Below are 23738 nucleotides of genomic sequence, written 5' to 3' on the forward strand. Positions count from 1 at the left end.
CTTATGAAAAAACATTTTCTACTTTGGATAGCATTATTTGGCTTATTTAGTATGCATTCGCAGACTAAATTAGTTGATAAAGCAGAAAAAGAATACGATAAACAAGCTTATGCATACGTAAGTTCAAGCGATTTATATGATAAGCTGGTAGAGAAAGAATTTGGCTCTTCGGGAATCTATGCAAAATTAGGAGATTCTTATTACTTTAACGGAGATTACAAAAATGCTTTAAAGGCTTATAATCAGATAGGTAAATTAAAAGATAATTATAAGTTTACCGATGAGCAACTGTTTCGTTATGCGCAATGTCTTAAGTCAGATGGGCAATTTGATGAAGCTTCAAAAATCATAAAAGAACTTAATAGCAAGTCAGGAAAAGAAGCTATTAATTCCGGAACCGATTATCTAAAAGAAGTCGAGAGGCAATCTAATCGCTATACGATAAAACCGGTTAGTATCAATTCGAAGATGCCAGATTATGGAGCTACATTTTACAAAGAAAATCAGGTAGTTTTCACGTCAGCCAGAGATACAAATGTGGTAGAGAGAATGAAAGACAGATGGAATAAAAAACCATTCTTTAAACTCTATGAAGCTACAATTACTGGTGATGGTGACTTGGCTGATGCTAAAAAGTTAAATGGAAAAGTAAATTCAGTTTTTCATCAATCTACACCAGCATTTACCAAAGATGGTACCCAAATGTATTTTACCCGAAGTAACTTTTTAGGTAATAAATATGGAGTCGATGATACAAAAACCAACCGATTAAGGATTTACAGAGCAACACTTGTAAATGATAAGTGGACCAATATCGAAGATTTACCTTTTAATAACGAATCCTTTTCAAATGCACATCCAGCATTAAGACCAGACGGGAAGAGTTTGATTTTTGCATCAGACAGACCAGGAACAGTTGGTCAGACAGATTTGTATGAAGTTGCAATAAATCAGGATGGTACATTTGGAGAAGTCAAAAATATGGGACCGTCGATTAATACAATTGGTAGAGAAACATTCCCTACAATATCCACAGCAGGAGAGTTTTATTTTGCTTCCGATGGACATTCGGGACTAGGAGGTTTAGATGTTTTCGAAGCAATTAAAAACGGAGATAATACCACCTATAAAGTCGTGAATGTAGGGAAACCAATTAACTCGCCCGGAGACGATTTTGGACTTATAATTAATCCGCAAACACGCAAAGGATATTTTGCTTCTAACAGAACAGGCGATGACCAAATTTATAGTTTTGTAGAGCTAGAACCTTTAAAAATAAAGTATGATGTTCTTGTTTTTGGAAAAGTATATGATAAAAAATACAGCGAATTATTACCAAAAACTAAAATCTCATTGTTTGATTCCAATCAAAAAAAGATAGATGATTATTATACCGATAATGCAGGAGAATATCTTATAAAAGTTCCTCCGGGAGATTATCACCTAACGTATGATAAGGTAGGATATTTGCAAGGGAAAGAAGATTTGAAGATTGTTCAAAAGAATGAAAATCAAATGATTGAAATCAATAAATATCTTGATACAGATCCCAATGCAAGTGAGCTTACAACCGAAGATAACAAATCGATTACAGACGGATCAGATCTAACAAAAAAGTTAGGATTAAAACCAATTTATTTTGATTTTGATGATACAAGAATAAAACCTGTTTCCGAAAAAGAGTTGAATAAGATTGTACAAGTTCTAAAAGATTATCCAACAATAACAGTTGATATTAGATCACATACGGATAGTCGAGGAGATAATGAGTATAACCTTAAATTATCCGAACGAAGAGCCAAAGCAACAGTAGATTATCTCCTAAACAAAGGAGCCAGACCAAGTAGAGTAACTGGTAAAGGATATGGAGAAAGTCAATTAATTAATAAATGTAGCGATGGAGTAAAATGTACAGACAAAGAGCATCAACTAAACAGACGCTCCGAGTTTATAATAAATTTTAATAATAAGTAATATTGATGTTGAATAAAAGATTGTCAAAAAAATGAATTTATTTAGCCATAAAGAGGTTTAGCTTTATTTAAAGCTAAACCTCTTTTCTTTATTTTAGTTTAAAAATAAATTTTTTAATGTAATGAAATAATGCCCGTATTCGTTATTGGAATCACTTACAGTACATTTATATTTTTTTAAACTCTTTGACAAATTTTGCGTTTTTATGTTCACTTTAAATGCCGTGTTTACAGGCATCGCTCTGTTTAAAAATATTTCCATATTTTCTATTTCCGTATTACTATCAGGATGTGTTTTAAAAATGTTTTTCAGGATACATTTACCCATAAATACAGCAGGAACAATTTCATAATTATTAAAATGTCCAGAACAGTGATTTCGGGTAAAAACGTCAATATTTATATTAAATTCATCATCACCCACATATTCAAAAGTAGAGTTAGGTAATACGGTTGTAAGAGGATTGTTCTCTCCTGCAGAATAATGAGAATCAAATATTTTCTTAAATGATGGTTCATCTATGATAAAATAATCAATTTCCATTTGAAATATTTTAGTCTTTTCATCTACAACTTCTATTAAAGCCCTTCCTTTTTGAATGTTTTCTAATTGAGATGTTATTTTGGCACTTAATGATCCCGATGGCTGGTTATAGGAAATTTTTCTTATCCTTACTTTTTCACCAAGAAAATAATTCTTCTCATTTGAATTCAATTTATTGGCTAAATTTAGACTTCCCAATGTGGAGAGGATTTTAAGAAGATCGGTGAAATTTTCCTTGTCAAAAGATTGAAATGATTTGTAAAGTGGAATTTCAGTATCACTTTGGTTGAATATAATTTTATCTGCATTTTCAAACAAATAAGGAGGCGTTTCGCCTATTAATTCAGCTATGTTTTTTTGGGGCTTAGGTATCATGATATTACAATTGTTTGATGTTATACACAGATTTAATGTTGAAATTTTGATCGGTTATTTCAAAAGTATATTCTATTTCACAATTGATATTTACAATCTCTTTAATCCCTTCTACAAATGGTAAAAGAGTTGGAATAGTTATATGTTTTTCTATACCTAATTCAGTCAATATTCTTAAATACCGATCAACTCCCGTTAGTTCAATAATAGTGTTATTAGGAGTGTATTTTATTATTTTAAAGTTATACTCAGGACTAGAGTTGTATAGCGCATAAATTACTACAGCAGCAAATGCTCTCGTATCTTTCTCTAATTTGGGATGTACACCAAATGCCTGTATTGTTTTTAATTTTCCTAATTCATAGAATAATCTTTTCGAATGGTTGTCCATTTTATCATGACCATAAGTTTCTCCAATATCTTTTAATAACAAGCCATAAAAAGCACCAGTTACATTAGATAAATTTTGGGTAAGAGAAGAAGTGCTTTCTGGAAAAAAAGCATTGACAATTTCTTCTTTTAATTCTAAGGAGGGGAAAATATCATTACCTCTTGTTTTTTCTAAATTTTTTAATAATGTTTCTTTCATTGTAGTAGTTATTAAATGGTTAGATTTTATTTCTAAAATAGATGGGGGAAATTTTGAAGAAAATGTTTTTAGAGGATGATACTATTTTAAATAGTTAAGTATCAGTGTGGTAGTGAATCAAATGTAGTTATTTTTTTATTTATTTCGACATGTTCCTTGTGATATTTATATGTATGATATTGATTTACAGGTATTTATATGAATTAGATAAAAAAAAATAGAGTTCTTTGATGTATATATAATTATTTGCTTAAGTTTTTAGATAATAGATTAAAAGTAGTAAGTACTCGTAATTAATAACGGCAAAACAGCTAATCTCAGAAAAGAGCACTGATAGTGGGACTTTATAACTTTATTTATATATTTTTGAAAATACATAACTAATATACCATACACTTGAACAAATTTCCTATTCCCACTTTATCAGTAGGCAATATACTTGGCGAAGAAACTTTGGGTATTACACTATTTCAGCATAGTGTAAAAGGACGTAATGCATTCGAGCAACCACATAAACATGATTTTTATATGGTGTTCTTTGTAGAGAAAGGTTCAGGATTTCATAGCATAGATTTTACACAACATACAGTAGCCGATAATCAGGTATATTTTATACGACCAGGGCAAGTACATAATTGGTCGCTTAATGTAAATACAACAGGATTCCAGCTTATGGTATCATCAGAGATAATCACTATTTTTTCAAATTTATCACAACTTCCATTTTTTGAGCAAAGCGTACCATCTTGTCTTTCTTTAACTCAAGAAGAATTTCAAGAATTTAAAAAGCATTTGCATGAAATAGAAATTGCATTACCTCAAAATGATTTGCTTACAAAAGAAACAGTTTTACTTCGATTGCATTTATTATTTAAGCTATTGCAAAAAGACTATCTCAAACAATTTCCGGAATATAGTTTTTCGGCAAGACCAGAAAAAGTAATAAAAAACTTCAATACACTAATAGATAAAAATTTTCAAACAGAGACCTCAGTAAATTTTTATGCCAATAAACTCAATATTACACCAAACTATCTTAATATACTTTCTCAAAAGTTCTTAAAAACGTCGGCTAGTGATGTAATAAAAGAGCGAACAATTCTCGAAGCCAAACGATTGCTTACAAGTACCGACTTATCTATAAAAGAAATAGCGTATCAATTGGGCTTTAATGATAATGGTTATTTTAGTAAAGTATTTAAGAAATATGCTGGGAAAACACCAGGCGATTTTAAAGAAAGTTATAATCTTTACCATCCTTCTCATTAAAAATACCATTGCTGTTTAAAATTCTAAGCGATTTTTGTAAATGATAAATAATTATTGTTTGCAGAAGCAATTATGATTTTAAAAAAATATGGAAAAAATGCAAAACAGACGCAATTTGCTATACTGTTTAGTTTTGAATGTCCTACTGTTAGCCGGATGTTCTTCTAAACAAGTAGATATAAAAACAGAAAAAATGAATAGTAAAACACTTTTTGAAGCAGTCGAAACCAGAGATGTTGTTAGTGTAACTACACTTTTAAAAGAGAAACCCTCATTAGAAATAAAAAACAAAGAAGGAGAAACACCTTTGATGAGAGCTGTTTATGACAATAATAACGAAATAGCAAGATTATTAATTGAAGCAGGTGCCGATGTAAATACGCAAGATAATATGCTAAATAGTCCGTTTTTATACGCTGGTGCAGAAGGAAATCTTGAAGTCGTAAAACTAGCTTTGCAACACGGCGCAAATTTCGGAGTATATAATCGTTATGGAGGTTCAGCACTTATTCCAGCAGCAGAAAAAGGACATCTAGATATGGTAAAACTTTTAGTAAATACACCAAACTTTCCTATAGACCATATTAATAATTTAAAATGGACAGCATTGTTAGAAGCAGTTTTGCTTAGCGATGGCGGGCCAGTGCATGTAAGTATCGTAAAAACTTTAATAGATGGTGGTTGTAATGTAAATATTGGCGATAAGTACGGCGTAACACCATTAGGACATGCTAAGAAATTAGGTTATACAGAAATGATTAAAATACTACAACAAGCCGGAGCAAAATAAAATATAATTTATGGAAGAGAATATAATAAGCCGAAAAAAATTCTTAGGACTTGGAGCCGCTGTAACAGGAGCTGCATTGTTTTCTGGAATTGGTGCTACAGCAATGACACAAACAGAAGCTGAGGATAAAAAAAATAAGGATTTAAAAGAATATATTTTAGTTAATGTAAGACTAGAAGAAGGTTTTGAATACAACGATAAAAATGAAGTTGTAGCCACCAAAACAAGTTTATATAATTTACATATTGCCGATGGTAAAATAAAAAACATTACCACAGGTAAACCAGATACAAAATTAAAAACGGTCGATGCCAAAGGATTTTTGATGCTTCCCGGATTACGAGATATGCACATTCATATCGATAAAACCTATTACGGAGGAAATTGGAATGCTGCACCAAGAAAAGGATATACCGTAAAAGATATGATAACGCTGGAGCAAAAGATAATACCACAATTGCTTACAGATTCTCAGCATAAAGCAGAAGAAGCAATAAAACTAATGCAAAGCCAAGGGAGTTATTTTGCGCGTTGTCAATGCAATATTGATCCTGTTAGCGGACTTAAAAGTTTAGAACATTTGCTTGCAGCATTAGATAATAACAAAGATAGTTTTGGGTGGGAAATTGTAGCTTTTCCGCAACACGGAATTTTATACTCACAATCAGAACCATTATTGCGAGAAGCTGCTGCAATGGGAGTAGACTTCATAGGCGGATTAGACCCAACAAGTGTAGATGGCAATATGGAAAAATCGCTGAATACCATGTTTCAAATTGCAATAGATACCAATAAAGGCATAGATATTCATTTGCACGAAGGACTTCCATCAGGGCAAGCCGCTATAGAGTATATTATTAAAAGAACCGAAGAAAACAAACAACTACAAGGAAAAACATATATAAGCCATGGTTTTGCTCTTGCAAAAATGGAACCCAAAGATCTGGAAAAAGTAGCTGAACAAATGGGAGCACTTGGTATAGGAGTTGTTTCTACAATTCCTATCGGAAGAACAATTATGCCAATTCCCACTTTAAAAAAGTATGATGTGAAATTAATGACTGGTACAGATAGTATCGTAGATCACTGGATGCCTTTTGGGACTTGCGATATGCTCGAAAAAGCAAAATTATGTGCACAACTCTATGGTTGGACAGACGAATATAGCCTAAGTCGTGCCTTACATATTGCCACAACAAACGAGATATTACCTCTTAACGACGCAGGAGCCAGAGTATGGCCAGCAGTAGGGAATGATGCTAATTTTATTCTGGTAAAAGCAAGCTGCTCAGCCGAAGCAGTTGCCCGTTTGCCAAAAAGAGAAGGCGTGTTTTTTAACGGAAAAATGATTGCTGGGGAGGTTTTTTAAGGTTCAGAGTAATAAAGGTTCAGAGGTTCAAAGGTTTTCTGTAGAGACGCACCGCAGTGCGTCTACGCAATATAGGTTTACACATAAACTAACCCCCAAACTTGTCTTCCTGACGAAGGAAGACACGAGCGATAGCGAACTGGCGAAGCAATCTCCACGAGTAGCTCGACAATCTTTGTTGAGTTTCTTGTGAGTTAAGAAGTAAAGATGTTACACCATAAACTAACCGCATGTCACCCTGAGCGTCCCGAAACTTCGGGAGAAGGGCTTGCGGGGCTTAGACTCCGCTTTCGAAGTAGGTTACTTTTACGTATTAACTCTTATTGCGTAGACGCACTGCGGTGCGTCTCTACAGAGAACCTTTGTGTTCAGTTTTATTAATCTAAACGTCCCAAAACGGTAGGGGGCTTCTCCCAAAGTTTCGGGACGCTCAGCCTGACAAAGATTGATAACAACCATCAACCAATAATTAACAATTAACAATTAACAATTGCTCCTTCTTCATAATAAAAATGTAGCTTTATAATTTTGTAATTAAAATGATTACGTTATGGCTAATAAAACCTCACAACACATATTAAATACATCGGCAAATCTTTTGGGTTTTTGTCTTATTGTTATAACGTCTTTGCATATCACAAATAAATCAGAAACGACTTATATAGATGAGTTCACATCGATCATAGCTATATTTCTTATTTTTTCCTGCTTCTTTTCCTTTTTATCTATTAAGACATTAAAAGAAAAATTAGAGAGAAAATTAGAAACAATAGCCGATTATTTATTCGGAATGGCATTAATGGGAATTCTGATTATTGTAGTTATTAAAACGCTAGACTTAACTAATTAAATAGATTCAATAATCTTTTCGCGATGGTTTAATCCCCATTGTACCAAGGTTTCGGTAACAGGCAAAACTGATTTTCCATATTCCGTAACTGAGTAAACAACAGTAATTGGTCTAGTATCCTGAACGACTCTTGTAATAAGCAAATTAACCTCTAAGTCTTTCAGTTCTTTACTCAACATTTTAGCAGAGATTCCTTCGATTTCGCGTTGCATTTTTTTAAAATGAATAACTTGATGCGTTCTGTTCGTTAAGAATCTTAAAATCATCAGTTTCCATTTTCCTCCCAAAACGTCCAGACTATCTCGCATTGCAAGTAGTTCCTCTGTACAATTTGCTTCACGCAAAACACCATCTCTTTTAATTTTTGCCATAATAGTTTCTTTAAGGTAACTAGTAACCATTAGTTAACGGATAGTAAATATAAATGATATTCAGAATATTTTTGTGTTTTAAATCGATAAATATGAAAGCAATTATAGCAGATAAAGAAGGCAAATTACATTTAGAAAATGTCAATACGCCAACAATAAAAGAAGGCGAATTATTGATAAAGATTATCGCTTCGGGATTTAATCCAATCGATTATCAGATGTTAGAAAATGAACTGGAAAGAAAACTAATGCATTCTCCAATTTTAGGACGAGAACTTTCGGGTATTGTAGTTGAGGTTGGAGAAAATGTCAAAGATTTTAAAGTCGGCGATGCCGTATTTTCAGGTTCAGGAAGTATGGGGTCAAATGGAACTTATGCTGAATATATCGCTATTAGAGAATCTGTTGTGGTACATAAACCAGATTTTTTATCTTTTGCCCAAGCAGCAGGGATTCCTTCGGCAGGATTAACAGCCTTACAATCTTTTAACCGAATGAAATTACAAAATACCGATTCGGTTTTAATAACGGGTGCAGCAGGAGGAGTTGGTGCAATGCTGGTGAAAATTCTCTTAGCAAATAAATTCACAAACTTTATTGTTACAGCCGGAAATGAAGAAAGCATTCAATCATTAAAAGAAATAGGAGTAAAGGAGAGTCAAATTATTAATTATAAAACAGATGATGTAGCAACTTTTGCTTTAGCAAAAAATAACCAGCAAAAGTTTGATTTTGTAGTGGATTTAGTCGGAAATAAAATAGGAGAAATTGCAGCCAAGCTTTTAAAATCAAATGGAACGTTTCTGGATGTCACTGCACTTTCTACCGAAGAATCCAGAGAAACGCTATTTAATAAAGGAGCTATAATCATGAATATTTCTAATTACACCTATTCTGTAGAAAAAGAGTATGGGTATTATAAAAATGGATTATCAGAGCTAGTTCGATTAATAAAAGAGAAATCGATAACTCCGCCAAATATTGAAATTATCGGGGAGTTAAATATTGAAACTGTAACCAAAGCACACGAAATACTTCGCCAGAACAAAACTAAAGGCAAGAAGCTAATCATGCAAGTAAATACGATATAAACCTTATGAAAACAATACCAAGAAGAATTGTAACAGGAACAAAAAACGGGAAATCTATTATTGAGAAAGATGAAGTAGTAAGCAATGTTTCAGAACATTTCCCGGGGCTTATTATATCTGATATTTGGAGTACAGATAGTATGCCAGCCAATCTTTCGGCAGAAAAAATTATTGAGAACACAGCATTTCCTAATACGCCTAAAAACGGAACTTATTTTAGATACGTTCAGATTCCGCCAGATAAGGATTTAGGGATTGTAGTACCAGTTGGACAACCACATCCTTTAATGCATCAAACAGCAACATTAGATTATATAATAATACTTTCGGGCGAAATATATCTTATTGTCGATGAAGAAGAAACACTCTTACAAGCCGGAGATATTGTTATACAAAGAGGAACAAACCACGCTTGGAGCAATCGCTCAGAGAAACCTTGCATACAGTTGGCAGTTTTAATAGATGCAGCGCGGTGAGAAGTTTTTTTTGAAGAAAGATGTTTTTTGGATAGAAGCAAGATGATAGTTGTTGCGTGATGTTTGTAGAGGCGCACCGCAGTGCGTCTCCATAATATAATTCTACAAACAGTAGGTATTATTTGCAAGGCAAAAAGGCAAAAAAAACAAAAGGCTACTGTTTTATCAACAGCAGCCTTTTATTCTATATACAGATTTTAAAGCAACATCTTTCATCTTGCTTCTAACATCTCACATTTCACATCCCAAAAAAAACCTACCAGCCCTTAACAGCACCACCTTTAAATTCTTTTTCAGCAGCTTTTTCTACTTCTTCTGATTGGAATGCTTTAAGGAATTTTTTAACTTTTTCTTCGTTTTTATTATCCTCTCTAGAAACGATTAAGTTTACGTAAGGAGAATCTTTATCTTCTACAAATAAAGCGTCTTTTGATGGTACAAGACCAGCTTGAGAAGAGAATGTATTGTTGATAATCGCAATAGTTACATTAGCATCATCTAGTGCTCTGGCTATTTGTGGTGCTTCTAGTTCCATTATTTTTAGGTTCTTAGGATTTTCTGCAATATCAGTCACCTTTGGCAAAAGCCCAACACCATCTTTAAGTTTTATAAGACCATTTTTTTGCAATAATAATAACGAACGACCACCATTAGTTGGATCATTAGGAATTATAATAGTGCTTTCTGGCTGTAATTCGGCTAGAGTTTTTATTTTTTTAGAATATCCAGCAATAGGATAAACAAAGGTCTTCCCGATAATAGCTAGTTTATAACCTCTTTGTTTAGATTGTTCGTCAAGATAAGGCTTGTGCTGAAAAGCGTTTACATCAATATCACCTTGATTTAATGCTTCGTTCGGAACCACATAATCGTTAAATGTAATAAGCTCTACATCCAGTCCGTATTTTTCTTTTGCCACTTTTTGAGCTGCTTGAGCAACTGCAAATTCTGGTCCTGCAGCAACTCCAACTATGATATGATTAGGATCGTTTTTTTTCTCTTTTCCACAGTTTGCAAATACTAATGTAAGTAATGCTATTCCGGCTAGTATTGAAAATTTATTTCTTGTATTCATGTTCTTATTTTAATATTAAAATTATTTTTTTATCTGTGATCAAAGCGTTTAGAAAGTGCGTCTCCTGCAAATTGTATAATAAATACAAGCGCAACAAGAAGAACTAATACAGTATTCATGATTGTAGCATCATAACCGATATAACCATATTGATACCCAATTTGTCCTAAACCACCAGCACCTACAGCACCGCCCATTGCAGAATAACCTACAAGTGTAATTAAGGTAATCGAAGCAGCATTGATAATAGACGGAAGTGCTTCTGGCAATAATACTTTATAAACAATCTGAAAGGGAGTTGCTCCTAATGCTCTTGCAGCTTCTATTAATCCCGAAGGTAAGCCTAAAAGACTGTTTTCTACTAATCTTGCGATAAAAGGTGCAGCTCCAATACTAAGCGGTACCAATGCAGCACTTACTCCAATAGAAGTTCCTACCAAAGCTCTGGTAAAAGGAATCATCCAAACAATTAAAATGATGAAAGGAATAGATCTGAATATGTTTACAACAACCGATAAAATTCGGTTAAATAAAACATGCTCCATAATTTGCCCTTTGCGTGTTAGGAATAAAAATATACCTGCCGGAAGACCTAAAAGAAAACCGAAGAAACCAGAAAGCAAAGTCATGGTAATGGTTTCTAATGTACCTTTTAATAATAATGTTATAATAGATTCAGACATAGCCTAATATTTCAGTTTTAATATGTTTCTCTTTAAAAAAATTAATTGCTTGGTTTTGCTCACTTTCATCACCTGAAAGTTCTACAATAAGAATTCCAAAATTTACATCGCCAGCAAATGCAGTTTGAGCCGTTATAATATTAGCATTAACATTAAATTTTCTTGCTGCTTGAGTAAGAATAGGTTCGTTTACCGATTTACCGTTTAACTCCAAACGTAATAAAGGATTTAGTCCTTTTTTATACACTGCCGAAAGACGTTCCTGATATAAATCTGGAATATCAATATGCAAGGAAGAGGCAATAAATTCGCTTGTTAGAGCATGCTTAGGATTTGCAAATATTTCGCCAATTGTTCCTTGCTCAATTAATTCACCATTACTAATTACAGCAACTTCATCGCAAATTGCTTTTACAACTTCCATTTGGTGTGTAATAAGTAATATGGTAATATTTAAGCGTTTGTTAATGTCTTTTAATAAGTTTAAAATAGATCTTGTAGTTCCAGGATCCAGTGCACTTGTAGCTTCATCACATAGTAATACTTTAGGATTGTTTGCTAAAGTTCTTGCAATGGCAACACGTTGTTTTTGACCACCAGAAAGACTTGCAGGATAATCATTTATTTTTTCCTCAAGACCTACAAGTTCTAATAACTCCTTTACTCGGTTTTTAATTTCATTTTTAGAAATCCCGGCTAATTCCAGTGGAAAAGCAACATTATCAAAAACAGTTCTGGATGATAGTAAATTAAAATGCTGAAAAATCATTCCGATTTGTCTTCTTTCCTGAGCCAATTCGGCATTAGATAGTTGTAATAACGATTTCCCTCCAACGATTACATCTCCTGAAGTTGGTTTTTCTAATAAGTTAATACAACGTATAAGTGTACTTTTTCCTGCTCCCGAAGTACCAATTACACCAAAAATTTTACCTTCGGGTACATGCAGAGATACACCTTTTAGTGCAGTAATCTCCCTCCCGGTTTTGTAAAATTTCTTGGTTATATTTTTTAATTCTATCATATTCTAGCTATTTGTAATCATTAAATAATGTAAAGGAAGCACTTAATTATTAGAGAATTAAAAATGATTTAGCTCTTCTTATTTATTTGTGACCTTTAAATTATGGTGCAAATGTAAGTCAGATTTAGTTTATATTAAAATCTATGGGTTAAGTAGAATAACAATAAAATGTTAATTTTTAGGGCTAATTGCACTTTATAGCTTGATTTACAGCATGCATTTTTTTTACTATAATAGTTAAATTAGTATTATACATAAAATAAGACTTGTTAAATATATTATTTAAGATTTTTATTTTTGTTAGAATTGTATAATAAATGCTTAATTTTAGATTGATTTAAAATTGCTTGGTATTAAATGTCGCCTCTAAATGATTTATTTAAAATATGCCGAATAACAAAATTATAGAAAACCTAAAACTTCCTAATGTCTACATTCTTTTACTTATAGTATTTTTATCATGTACATTATTAATTTTTATTAACTTTTTTACCATCAAGATTTTATCTGCTAACAGAGCTTATGTTAATGGGGAATCACATTATTCAAAAGGACAGAAAGACGCAGTAAGACATCTTATTACGTACTTGTACACAGGAGATAAAGAGCAATGGAAGCTTTACGAAGAAGAATTAAAGGTTCCGCAAGGTGATGGGATTGCCAGAATCTTACTTTTAGTTAATGGAGATATTAAAATCATTAAAAAAGGATTAAGAGACGGACGCAATCACGAAAAGGATTTAGATGATATGATATGGCTGTTTAGAAACTTTAGATCAGTTTCTTTTTTAGCCAAAGCAATCAAAGAATGGGAGCAAGCAGATCAATTAATTAATCAGTTAGCTGAGATAGGAAAAGAGATTGATAAAAAAATAAAGAGCTCTAGTTTAAAGCCCGAGGATCAAAAAGCTTTTCTAAGCTTAATTAGTATAATAAGTGATAGGTTGACCATAAATGAGCGTAATTTTTCGAATACGTTAGGTGAGGGAACCCGAACAATTAAGGATCGATTAATTTTTACGAATATATTTTTTATTCTAATCATTATAAGTAGTGTTTGCATTTACTATTCGATAATGGTAAAAAGGATAATAGCATCAAAAAGAGAAATTGAAGTTAAGAATGAAAATTTAACGCTTGCAAATAAAGAACTAGATAGGTTTGTTTATAGCGCTTCACATGATTTAAGATCTCCGATTACTTCGCTTAAAGGATTAATCGAGATTACACAAATGGAAGACGACTTAGAGCAGATAAGAGAATATCTGAACCTGATGAGTCAAAGCTTAATTAAGCAAGATCAGTTTATAAATGATATTATTGATTACTCTAAAAATAAAAGAAAAGATGTTGTTTTTGAAACCGTAAGCCTGGTAAGTTTATTTGAAGGAGCAATAATACAGCATACCCATATAAAAAATGCAGATCGTATTATGCTTGATATAGATATTATGGCAGACAAAGTTCAGAGTGATAGTCTTAGGCTAAAAATCATTGTAAATAATTTGCTGTCGAATGCCATAAAGTATGCTGATGAAAGTAAAGATGTAATGCGTATCTCGATTAAGACTTATCTTGAAGGGAATTTTTATAAAATTGAAGTAACTGATAACGGAATTGGGATTAAACCAGAATCAAAGGGGCATATATTCGAAATGTTTTATGTTGTAGATAGTAATAAAGGGTCTGGGTTAGGTCTTTATATAGTACAAGAAGCTATAAAAAGTCTTAATGGAACAATTGAGTTAGAGTCTGAATTTACAATTGGAAGTAAATTTACTGTAACGATTCCTAAATTATAGGAGCTGCGTATGATTTAAAATTATAAACTTGATAACATATTTCTAAAAAAAAAATAGGACCTATATATGGAATTTAAATATGTTTTTTTGCTAATAGAAGATAGTGATATCGATAAACTTGTTATAAAACAATTACTAAAAAAAGTGCTTGACGTAACAAATGTAAATACTGTTAATAATGGTAAAGAGGGAATAGAATGGATTATAAATCATAGGAAGAATTTTAACCAATCTCTAGTTATTCTTTTAGACATACAGATGCCAATCATGAACGGCTTTGAATTTTTGCTGGCTTACGATAAGCTTTCGGATGATCTAAAATATGAAACCCAAATCTTCGTACTTTCATCTTCGTTAGTAAGAGAAGAGATAAAACGTATTAAAAGCAATCAGTATGTAACTGAATTTTTAAGCAAGCCAATCGCGATAAAAGAGTTTGGAGATATATTATATCCAACTTTAAAAAGAAAAATGGGATAGCATAAAAATCATCTATTCTTTAATGCTTGAATTTCGTTTTTTAATTCCAAAAACATCGTTTTGACATCGTCGATTTCTGAAGATTTTTGCTCTTTATCATTTCGACCAATGTTGCATACATATTCCCAAATTTCTAGAATATTTGATGCCTTTACTAAATATGGAGGATAAAAAGTATTATCAGAATGTGCCATTAAATCATTTTTTCCATTTTTGTTAAGACGTTTGTAAACAATACCATCAGTTTTTGTAATAAGTATATAGGTTCTGCCATCCAGGACTTCGCCTAAATTCTCTATATAACGCCCAACTATAAAAGAACCATTTTCGTGAGGAGGCATAGAATCGCCCTCTACAGGAAAAGCCCTGTGTTTTCCGTGTCCTAAAAAAGGAAGCGATATATGTTGTAGATTTTCTATAAACTCAGGGTCGGCATAACCAGTAAGATACCCAGCTTTTGCTTTATGCGGAATAATTTCTATTAAATTATCGCCATTTCGGTCTACCGTAATAGGCAATAGTATTCGATTATCTCCCAGTTTTAGCAATTCTCCCATAGGAATCTTTTTCATTTCTACCGAAAGTAAAATATCAATACTAATATGAAAAAAACGCGATATGGCTACTAATATTTCTGGAGGAGGAGAGTTTTTTCCATCTTCATATTTGGCATAACGATCACGGGATATGAGCAAGCCTTCAGCAACTTCACGTTGTGAAATTTCTTTTCGCGCTCTTAAGTATTTAATATTATCAGAAAATAAAGACATATGTTAATGGGATAATTCGTCACAGTAAATATATGAAATTTGTGACGATATATACTAATTTTGTTTTATATAAAACAAAGAGACTAATTATTAGTTCATTTCACTTAATTCAAGAAGCATGTTACTTTTTAATGATACCGAGATATTTACAAGTGGTAATAGGGAGAAAAAGGTTTTTGATCTTCCAGATACAGAATTGATATTGTGTGATACTCTTTTTACAAAAGAAGAGGCAGATTTATATTATAATGTTTTGCTAAACACAACAGCATGGCGTGAATATGAAATGGAGATTTATGATAAAACGCTTAAAGTGCCTAGAATGATTTCTTGGTATGAAGATAAAAATAATATTGGTGCAGAACCAGATCGCCCAGATTGGACACCCGAATTATTGCTGATTAAGGAACGAGTAGAAGCAGAGACAGGAGTTAAATTTAATAGTGTTCTGCTCAATTTATATCGAAACGGAAAAGATGGAGTAAGTTGGCATAGCGACAGGGAGCAAAATTTTGGAAAAGATGCTATTATTGCCTCAGTAAGTTTTGGTGAAACAAGAATTTTTAAGTTGCGACATAAATTTAAAAAAGAAATTCCACAATTAGAAATTCCGTTACATCATGGTTCATATTTATTGATGGGCGGAACAACACAAAGTTTTTGGCAACATCAGGTTCCTAAAACTACAAAAGATATTCTGCCAAGAATTAATCTTACTTTTAGGATTGTAGACAGAAAGTTATGATTTTTTAGTCTGTGAAGTAAAAAGTTAACCGTAAAGAGCGCAAAGTTTTAAAGCTGTTGCAAAATAAAAATTGAACCATTAAGAAATAAAGTTTCATTAAGAACAAAGCTCAATCTTTCTTAATCTCTTAATGGTAAAATCATTGTTCCTGTAGCAAAGCATTTGTTCTGCGAATAGATTCTTCGTCTTTATAATCCAGCCAGGCTTGTCCTTTGCGTTTTCGCATCCAGTTATCATAATAGCGAATAATGGCTACATTTGTCAATGCCTTTAGTACATTGGTAGGTCTTCCGGATAAAGAACGCAGACTTAAGGAGAATCCCGGAGTGGTATATTTCATGTAATGCCACCAACCTTCGGGCATATAAAGCATTTCGCCATGTTGCAAATTAGTAATATATGGTTTTACTAATTTAAGTGCTGGAAATTTTTCATAATCAGGATTATCAAAATCGATATCTTCATTACAAATCCAGGAATAGGGAAGACGATACATGTATTTTGTTTCTTTAGGATCTACTAAAACACATTGTTTTTTTCCTTGAAAATGAATATGAAATATATTAGGGAAATCAATATCATAATGCATAAATACTTTTGCATTCTGACCGCCAAAAAAAACTAGCGGTAAACTCTTTATTAACCGAAGACCTAACTTAGGCCATCGTATATCGGTTTTCATAGAAGGCACATCTTTCATTAAATTATATAAAAATATGCGTAAATGCGTAGGTCCTTTTTCGAGTATATCAATATACTCGGACATAGTCATTGTAAAATCAGGTTCATTAACTTTTTTAGTATGGTCGGTTTTACGATTGTCGTATAAAGGAACAGTCTTATCGCCTGCAACTTCTCTTAAAAAATCAAAATTCCATTTTGTAAATGCGGGCCAATCTTCTATTTGATTGGTTATAACTACTGGCTTTTGAGGCTTATAATAGTTTTCGATAAATTCTTTTTTTGTAAGTTTTTCTACTCTTTCAATTTCTATATATTCAAATGCCATAATTAAAATTTTAAAATTGTTCGAAAATTATAAAGTCACATATTCTTGGTTTTTATTATATAAGTTAGAGATATTCAGTATTATTTACAACAAGATAAACGTATAAACTGTAAGAAGATTATAGTATTTAACGTGTTTTGAGAGATGAAATTGCATTATTATAGGATTTGTTTATCTACTAACAAGGCATATTCCTTAAGGTTTTTCAGTTTTTTAGGTGGATTATTTGTTAACCTAAAGTTATTGAATTTTTAATTTACATGCTCAAAAAAAGTAAATTTCTATAAAAAAATGCAATTTCATTTTGATTGTTACATTTCTTTAAAAATTTGTGATTATAAATTATTTTTCTATTCATAATTGTTTATGTTTGTTAATAAAACATTAAATATAAGGTTAAAATTAACTTTTATGTTTTAGGATGTTTTGTTTAATAAAAAAGAGCCTATTACTAAAATGTCCCCTGATAGTAAGGGTTATAAAGTGTTGTAAATAAGAGTATTTGCTTGAATTAACGCAATGCTAGTAAGATTGAAATTCATTGAAATGTTAATAAAAATAAAATCATTTGTTAAATTGACTTCTACTTATAAATTAAAAAATACAGTAGAACATCAATTCATCAAAAAAATAAATTGTAGGTTTTTATTTGTTAGCATTAAAATTCTTAAACCAAAAAACTTTAATGAGAATTTCGACTGGCTTGTACGTCAGCATATTCGCATTGAAAATTACCAATTAACCAAAACCAAATTATGAAAAGCCAAACAATAACACAAGTAGATGTTCTTGATGATTCCATACTATGGAATAATCTGAAAGCGGGAGATGAAAAGGCTTTTTCATTACTTTTTGAAAAGCATTATGCTCATTTAGTTCGTTACGGGAATTCACTGTCTCCCTTTGCCGAAAAAGTACAAGACTGCGTGCAGGATGTATTTACGGATGTTTGGATTTACAGAGAATCACTAAATGACTCGGTTGTTGTAAAAGCGTATTTGCTATCAAGCGTACGTAAGCGAATTGCCAGACTTCATGAACGTGATCATATTTTTCGTAAAACAACATCTACAGACTCCATTGAATTTTTATTTGATTTTTCGGTAGAGCATCAACTTATTGCCGATGAAGAAACGTTGGGCAAAGTATCACATCTTAATAAATTATTAAATGCTTTACCAGGAAGGCAAAAAGAAGCTTTGTATCTAAGATATAATGAGGGACTTAGTGTGGAGCAAATTGCCGACATGCTGGATGTTAATTACCAATCGGCAAATAACTTGTTGCATCGCGCTTTATTAAATCTTCGCAAAGAATGGAAAGGCAATCTTTCCCTTTTATTGCTGTTATCATCAAGCCTTTTTTAGTTTTTTTTAATTAAATGTAAAAAAAATCATAATTTGGTGAGTATATAAATAAAAAAGTGTCCTCTATGTTTTTGTAACCTTATTTTTAGATGCAAGAACGTAACAATTATACAGAAGTAGAAGATTTTTTGGCTGACGAATCATTTCGATTGTGGGTACAATCAGAAGATGATTCTGATCGCTGGGAAGAATGGACTCTAGAAAATCATAAACGTGCCAAATTGGTAGAGGAAGCACGATTATGGTTGCTAGCCATGAATGTTCCAGAAACTACTTTATCTCCGGCAGATATTCAATCTGCATTAGAATCTACTTGGAATAAAATCGAAAGAAAAGAAATTGCTGAAAAAGCTACAAATTCTCCAGTACTTAAACTTTGGAAGAATTATTGGTTTAGTGGAGCTGCAGCAGTTTTATTTTTTGGATTAGTTGCTAGTTGGTTTTATACCAGCAACACAAATAGTACTATTAATACTGAAGTTGTTACTTATAAAGAATTGGTAAGTGAGAATAATGAAGGATTAGTAGAACAAACCAATAATACAAACAAATCACAAATTATAACTTTATCTGATGGCAGTTCTGTTTTGTTAAAACCAAACAGTAAGCTTAGTTATCCTAAAATATTTATAGGAAACGAAAGAAAAGTTTATCTATCTGGCGAAGGCTTTTTTGAAATTAGTAAGAATCCCAAAAAACCATTTTTCGTCTTCGCCAATGAGATAGTTACCCGAGTTGTAGGAACAAGTTTCAGGATTAAAGCATATTCTGATCAGCCTAATGTTGAGGTACTTGTACGTACAGGAAAAGTAACGGTAAAATCTAACGAATTAATTACAAATTCAAAATCAAGCTCTAAAGGAGAAGAAGTTGTTTTATTACCTAACCAAGCGCTACGTTTTGTACGTGAGGAATTTACTTTTAATAAAATCACCGATATCACACTAGATGAATCTTTGGCGCACTCGGTAGGTAATATCGAACAATTAAGTTTTGAGTTTAATGATATTCCAGTTACCCAAATATTTAGGACAATAGAACAAGCGTATTTGGTGAAAATTGATTTTCCTTATTCGAAATTAAAAGATTGCCATCTTACTACTTCGTTGAGTGATCAACCATTACCAGAGAAACTAAAAATTATTTGTAAAAGCCTCGGTAATAATACAAGTTATGAAATGAATGGAAATCAGATCATTATTACATCTAATGGATGTGAATAAACCCTAGTGCTTATGTAATAAATATATAAAGAAAAGCGCCGAAGATGCTGTAACATTTTCGACGCTTAGATAATATCAAGTTGCTCTCTGTAAAGGGCAATTTGTAATGTTCCTCAATACCCAGTAAATAGTATTAATTAAACAAACCAAAATTATGAAAAAACATGTTGTTAAACAACGATTACTCTTTCGAATCATGAAAATAACATTATTTCAGTTTGTCTTGGCATTTGTCTTTTCAACTGTCACTATGGCAAATAGTGTGAAAGGACAAAGGAAATTGGATACGAAGGTGACTATTGACGTTGTTAATTTGAGTTTGGATAACGCGTTATCTAAACTTGAAAAATCAGCTAAAGTTAAGTTTTCGTACAACTCAAGAATGACTCAATTGAATCAGAAAGTGAGTATCGAAGCCAATGATGAAACTTTATCTAGTATTCTTAATAGAGTACTAAAACCATTTAATATTACTTACTCTGAGGTAAGTAATCAAATTATCTTGCAAAAAGATAGCTCACAAGCAGCTAATTTTGAAGATATAGACCTCCCAAGCTCATTGTTTGAGAGTTTATTTATTCCAGTTGTAAAAGGAAAAGTTGTAGACCAAAGTGGTGATCCGTTACCAGGAGCGACTGTACTTGCAAAAGGAAGCAAGGTTGCAGTACTTACAGATTTCGATGGTAATTTTACTATCGATATGCCAGCTAACACTACAAAATTGGTTGTTTCTTACGTAGGTATGGAAACAAAAGAAGTAAATATAACAAACTCACCGCTTACAATTACTTTAAGTGAACAAGGACAAAACTTAAAAGAGGTTGTGGTTACTACAGGTTACGAAAAAACATCTAAAAGAACTTTTACAGGAGCGATTAGTAAAATTTCGGGAACTGAATTAAAAGTTGATGGAGTTGTAGATATCAGCAGAATGATTGAAGGAAAAGCTGCGGGTGTTACAGTACAAAACGTTACTGGAACATTTGGTACTGCTCCTAAAATTACTGTGCGTGGATCATCTTCAATTTTTGGAGATACAAAACCTTTATGGGTTATTGATGGTGTTGTACAAGAAGATATTATCAATATTTCATTTGCAGATTTAGCTTCTGGAAACTCAGAAACATTATTAAGTTCATCTGTTGCAGGATTAAACTCTAACGATATTCAGAGTATAGAAATTCTTAAAGATGCTTCGGCTACGTCTATTTATGGATCAAGATCTTTAAATGGAGTTGTAGTTGTAACAACTAAACAAGGACGTAGAGATTCTCCTTTAAAAGTAAGCTACTCTTTAGAGCAAACTGTTAGATCAGTACCAAATTATACTCAATATGATATCTTGAACTCACAAGAATCTATGAGTATTTTTAAAGAAATGGAATCTAAAGGGTATTTAGATTTGCCATCAACTGTACAAGGAAGATACGGTGGTGTATATAATATTTTAGGAAAAGCTATTAATACTTACGTACCAGAAACTGGTGGTTATTTAGTAAACAATGACCCTGTAAGTCGTAATAACTTTTTGAAAAAATATGAATCAGCTAATACAGATTGGTTTAAAGTTTTATTTAGACCATCTATCACACAAAGCCACTCTTTGAGTTTTTCTGGAGGAGGAAAAAACAATACATTTTATGCGTCTTTAGGATATTATACAGATCCGGGATGGACTATTGCTGATCAAGTGAAACAATTATCTACAAATATTAAAGGAACATTTTATATAAATGACAACTTAAATATTACTTTATCTACAATGGCATCTGTTAGAGATCAACAAGCTCCGGGTACATACGAAAGCCAAAAGGATGAGGTTTTTGGAAAAGTTACCAGAGATTTTGATATTAACCCATTTAGCTATGTTTTAAATACAAGCAGAACGTTAAGACCTTATGATGAAAAAGGAAACCTGGAATACTATCGTAATAACTGGGCTCCTATGAACATTATTAATGAGTTAGAAAATAACTATTTGGATATTAATGTAAAAGATATCCGTTTTCAGGTGGATTTAGATTATAAAATAAACAAACATTTAACTTATAACCTTACTGGATCTGCTCGTTATGCAAATACAACTAGAGAGCATAAAATTTTAGAAGATTCAAATGTTGTTGGAGCTTATAACGCAATGGAAACTACAATTGTAAGAGATGCAAATATCTTCTTATACAAAAATCCAAATGATATATCTATACCACCAGTATCAGTTTTACCAAATGGAGGATTCTTGAGAAAGTTTACAAATGATATGACTTCTTATAACATTAGAAATAGTGTGAACTATAGAAATACATTTAATGACAAACATGAAGTAGAAGGATTTTTTGGTACAGAGTTAAGATCATTAGATAGAAACAGCGATAATTTTACAGCTGCAGGTATTCAATATGACAGAGGGCTTACTGCTTTTACAGACCCTAGAATGATCGAAAAAGTAATTAATGAAGGGAACTCTTATTTTGCATTTAATGCAGAAAAAGAAAGAACTGTAGGTTTCTTCGGGAAAGTAGGTTATACTTTTGATCGTCGTTATACTGCTTCTGTTACAGGACGTTATGATGGTTCTAACAGACAAGGAAATAGTGGTTCTTCTAGATGGTTACCAACATACACTTTTAGTGGTAAATGGAATGTTACTGAAGAAAAATTCATGCAAAACTTAAAAGCTATAAATAATTTAGCATTAAGAGGTTCGTATGGTTTAACAGCAACTGCTGGACCAGCAACAAACTCTTTGGCTATTTATAAAAGTATGGTAGCTAATCGTTTAAATTTAAATGATAGAGAAACAGGTATTGAAATCGATCAACTTCAAAATGGTGATTTAACTTGGGAGAAACAATTTGAAACTAACATTGGTTTAGATTTAGGATTGTTTAATAACAGAGTACAATTAGTAACTGATGTTTACAGACGTAAAGCTTTTGACTTAGTTGATTATGTTGTAACATCAGGTATTGGTGGACAAAAAATTAAACAAGGTAATAATGCAAACATGGAAACCAAAGGTTTAGAGATTGGTTTAACAACGCAAAATATTGTAAGTAAAGATTTTAAATGGTCTACAACATTCAATTTTTCAGTATTTAATCAGGAAATAACGAAGTTAGAAAACCAACCAACTGCTTTTGATTTAATTGATGGAAACGGAGGAAACGCTATAGGACGTCCTAGAAACTCTATTTATTCTTACCAATTTACAGGTTTAAATAATCAAGGTCTTCCAACATTTAAAATGCAGGATGGAGCGGCAAATAACATTACAGGAGCTAATTTTCAGGATAATAATAACGTAACAGATTATTTAAAATACGAAGGATCAATAGAGCCAAATAAATCATTTGGACTTGCTAATACTTTTACTTATAAAAACTGGTCATTATATGTATTCTTTGTAGGATCAGCAGGAAATAAAGTTCGTTTAAACCCTATTTATGATAGTGAATATGATGATTTAACAGTATTTACAAAAGATTTTACTAACAGATGGATCAATCCAGGTGATGAAAACATTACAAATGTTCCAGTTATTGCAGATAAGAGATTAAATGCTAATTATGATGGTGCACGTACGCTTGCAAGAGCATATAACACTTACAATTACTCTGATGTTAGAATAGCTGATGGTGATTTTGTACGATTGAAAAATATTTCATTAAGTTGGGAATTTCCTAAAGACTTTAAAAGAAAGATTGGTGTAAACACTTTTACTCTTAAAGGATCTGCAGTTAACCCTTGGTTAATTTATTCTGATAAGAGATTAAACGGTCAGGATCCAGAATTCCGTAATACAGGAGGGGTAGCATTTCCTATAACTTCTCAGTATACATTTACTTTAAATATTTCATTATAAT

At 32.0% G+C, this 23738-nt stretch carries 21 protein-coding genes; 13 read left to right on the plus strand and 8 right to left on the minus strand.

Translation table 11 applies throughout. From position 1 onward, the window contains the following. The first annotated feature begins 3 nt into the window (after positions 1–3). The gene (locus SHI72_RS17890) at positions 4–1974 is read left to right on the plus strand and encodes an OmpA family protein (RefSeq protein WP_323490897.1); all 1971 of its coding nucleotides are present in this window, start codon (positions 4–6) and stop codon (positions 1972–1974) included. Positions 1975–2067: 93 nt separating this feature from the next. On the opposite strand, the gene SHI72_RS17895 is transcribed toward SHI72_RS17890, so the two are convergent. Together SHI72_RS17895 and SHI72_RS17900 are read right to left on the minus strand one after the other, a co-directional pair. After that, entirely contained in the window at positions 2068–2892 is an 825-nt protein-coding gene (locus SHI72_RS17895; RefSeq protein ID WP_323490898.1) for a hypothetical protein, read from the minus strand. 4 nt (positions 2893–2896) lie between these two features. Then, positions 2897–3481, minus strand: a complete 585-nt coding sequence (locus SHI72_RS17900) for a hypothetical protein (protein WP_323490899.1) — start codon at positions 3479–3481, stop codon at positions 2897–2899. Between the two features lie 396 nt (positions 3482–3877). On the opposite strand from SHI72_RS17900, the gene SHI72_RS17905 reads away from it, so the two are divergent. From SHI72_RS17905 to SHI72_RS17920, 4 genes are all read left to right on the plus strand, one after another. Then, positions 3878–4750, plus strand: a complete 873-nt coding sequence (locus SHI72_RS17905; RefSeq protein WP_052259454.1) for a helix-turn-helix domain-containing protein — start codon at positions 3878–3880, stop codon at positions 4748–4750. Between the two features lie 97 nt (positions 4751–4847). Then, positions 4848–5540 carry an ankyrin repeat domain-containing protein gene (locus SHI72_RS17910; protein WP_323490981.1) on the plus strand — a complete coding sequence of 231 codons (693 nt, stop codon included), beginning with the start codon at positions 4848–4850 and terminating at the stop codon, positions 5538–5540. 10 nt (positions 5541–5550) lie between these two features. Then, entirely contained in the window at positions 5551–6909 is a 1359-nt protein-coding gene (locus tag SHI72_RS17915) for an amidohydrolase (protein WP_323490900.1), read from the plus strand. Between the two features lie 550 nt (positions 6910–7459). After that, positions 7460–7759 (plus strand): hypothetical protein, encoded by a 300-nt coding sequence (locus SHI72_RS17920; RefSeq protein ID WP_039114013.1) that lies wholly within the window; start codon positions 7460–7462, stop codon positions 7757–7759. Here SHI72_RS17920 and SHI72_RS17925 read toward each other — a convergent pair. Next, complete coding sequence (locus SHI72_RS17925) at positions 7756–8130, minus strand: helix-turn-helix domain-containing protein (protein ID WP_323490901.1); 375 nt, start codon at positions 8128–8130, stop codon at positions 7756–7758. The genes SHI72_RS17920 and SHI72_RS17925 overlap by 4 nt on opposite strands. Before the next feature lie 92 nt (positions 8131–8222). On the opposite strand from SHI72_RS17925, the gene SHI72_RS17930 reads away from it, so the two are divergent. Together SHI72_RS17930 and SHI72_RS17935 are read left to right on the plus strand one after the other, a co-directional pair. Beyond that, positions 8223–9221, plus strand: coding sequence for an NADP-dependent oxidoreductase (locus SHI72_RS17930; protein ID WP_323490902.1), 999 nt, complete (start codon positions 8223–8225; stop codon positions 9219–9221). A gap of 5 nt (positions 9222–9226) precedes the next feature. After that, positions 9227–9697: a cupin domain-containing protein gene (locus SHI72_RS17935; protein ID WP_082017814.1), complete on the plus strand. Its 471-nt coding sequence runs from the start codon at positions 9227–9229 to the stop codon at positions 9695–9697. Positions 9698–9953: 256 nt separating this feature from the next. Here SHI72_RS17935 and metQ read toward each other — a convergent pair whose 3' ends face one another. Genes metQ through metN form a run of 3 tightly spaced genes read right to left on the minus strand, consistent with a single transcriptional unit; the run spans position 9954 to position 12479 of the window. Continuing rightward, complete coding sequence (metQ, locus tag SHI72_RS17940) at positions 9954–10772, minus strand: methionine ABC transporter substrate-binding lipoprotein MetQ (RefSeq protein ID WP_039114015.1); 819 nt, start codon at positions 10770–10772, stop codon at positions 9954–9956. 29 nt (positions 10773–10801) lie between these two features. After that, positions 10802–11455, minus strand: coding sequence for a methionine ABC transporter permease MetI (gene metI / locus SHI72_RS17945; RefSeq protein ID WP_039114016.1), 654 nt, complete (start codon positions 11453–11455; stop codon positions 10802–10804). Further along, the gene (metN, locus tag SHI72_RS17950) at positions 11448–12479 is read right to left on the minus strand and encodes a methionine ABC transporter ATP-binding protein MetN (protein WP_323490903.1); all 1032 of its coding nucleotides are present in this window, start codon (positions 12477–12479) and stop codon (positions 11448–11450) included. The genes metI and metN overlap by 8 nt, the downstream gene beginning before the upstream one ends. 386 nt (positions 12480–12865) lie before the next feature. On the opposite strand from metN, the gene SHI72_RS17955 reads away from it, so the two are divergent. Both SHI72_RS17955 and SHI72_RS17960 read left to right on the plus strand, forming a co-directional pair. Next, positions 12866–14281, plus strand: a complete 1416-nt coding sequence (locus SHI72_RS17955; protein ID WP_323490904.1) for a HAMP domain-containing sensor histidine kinase — start codon at positions 12866–12868, stop codon at positions 14279–14281. Positions 14282–14347: 66 nt separating this feature from the next. Then, positions 14348–14761, plus strand: coding sequence for a response regulator (locus SHI72_RS17960; protein WP_039114019.1), 414 nt, complete (start codon positions 14348–14350; stop codon positions 14759–14761). Positions 14762–14769: 8 nt separating this feature from the next. Here the strand turns inward: SHI72_RS17960 and SHI72_RS17965 are convergent, their stop codons facing one another. Beyond that, positions 14770–15531: an XRE family transcriptional regulator gene (locus SHI72_RS17965; protein WP_039114021.1), complete on the minus strand. Its 762-nt coding sequence runs from the start codon at positions 15529–15531 to the stop codon at positions 14770–14772. A 118-nt stretch (positions 15532–15649) separates the two neighbouring features. Here SHI72_RS17965 and SHI72_RS17970 point away from each other — a divergent pair, with 118 nt between their 5' ends. Then, positions 15650–16276, plus strand: a complete 627-nt coding sequence (locus tag SHI72_RS17970; RefSeq protein ID WP_039119116.1) for an alpha-ketoglutarate-dependent dioxygenase AlkB family protein — start codon at positions 15650–15652, stop codon at positions 16274–16276. A 139-nt stretch (positions 16277–16415) separates the two neighbouring features. Here the strand turns inward: SHI72_RS17970 and SHI72_RS17975 are convergent, their stop codons facing one another. Next, positions 16416–17285 (minus strand): cupin-like domain-containing protein, encoded by an 870-nt coding sequence (locus SHI72_RS17975; RefSeq protein ID WP_039119115.1) that lies wholly within the window; start codon positions 17283–17285, stop codon positions 16416–16418. Between the two features lie 755 nt (positions 17286–18040). Here SHI72_RS17975 and SHI72_RS17980 point away from each other — a divergent pair. From SHI72_RS17980 to SHI72_RS17990, 3 genes are all read left to right on the plus strand, one after another. Beyond that, positions 18041–18652, plus strand: a complete 612-nt coding sequence (locus tag SHI72_RS17980) for an RNA polymerase sigma factor (protein WP_323490905.1) — start codon at positions 18041–18043, stop codon at positions 18650–18652. An 89-nt stretch (positions 18653–18741) separates the two neighbouring features. Then, the gene (locus SHI72_RS17985) at positions 18742–19875 is read left to right on the plus strand and encodes a FecR family protein (protein WP_086895867.1); all 1134 of its coding nucleotides are present in this window, start codon (positions 18742–18744) and stop codon (positions 19873–19875) included. A gap of 154 nt (positions 19876–20029) precedes the next feature. Then, entirely contained in the window at positions 20030–23737 is a 3708-nt protein-coding gene (locus tag SHI72_RS17990; RefSeq protein WP_323490906.1) for a SusC/RagA family TonB-linked outer membrane protein, read from the plus strand. The last annotated feature ends 1 nt before the right edge of the window (position 23738 follow it).

Source organism: Flavobacterium sp. PL02 (genome assembly GCF_035013205.1).
Classification (GTDB): Bacteria; Bacteroidota; Bacteroidia; order Flavobacteriales; family Flavobacteriaceae; genus Flavobacterium.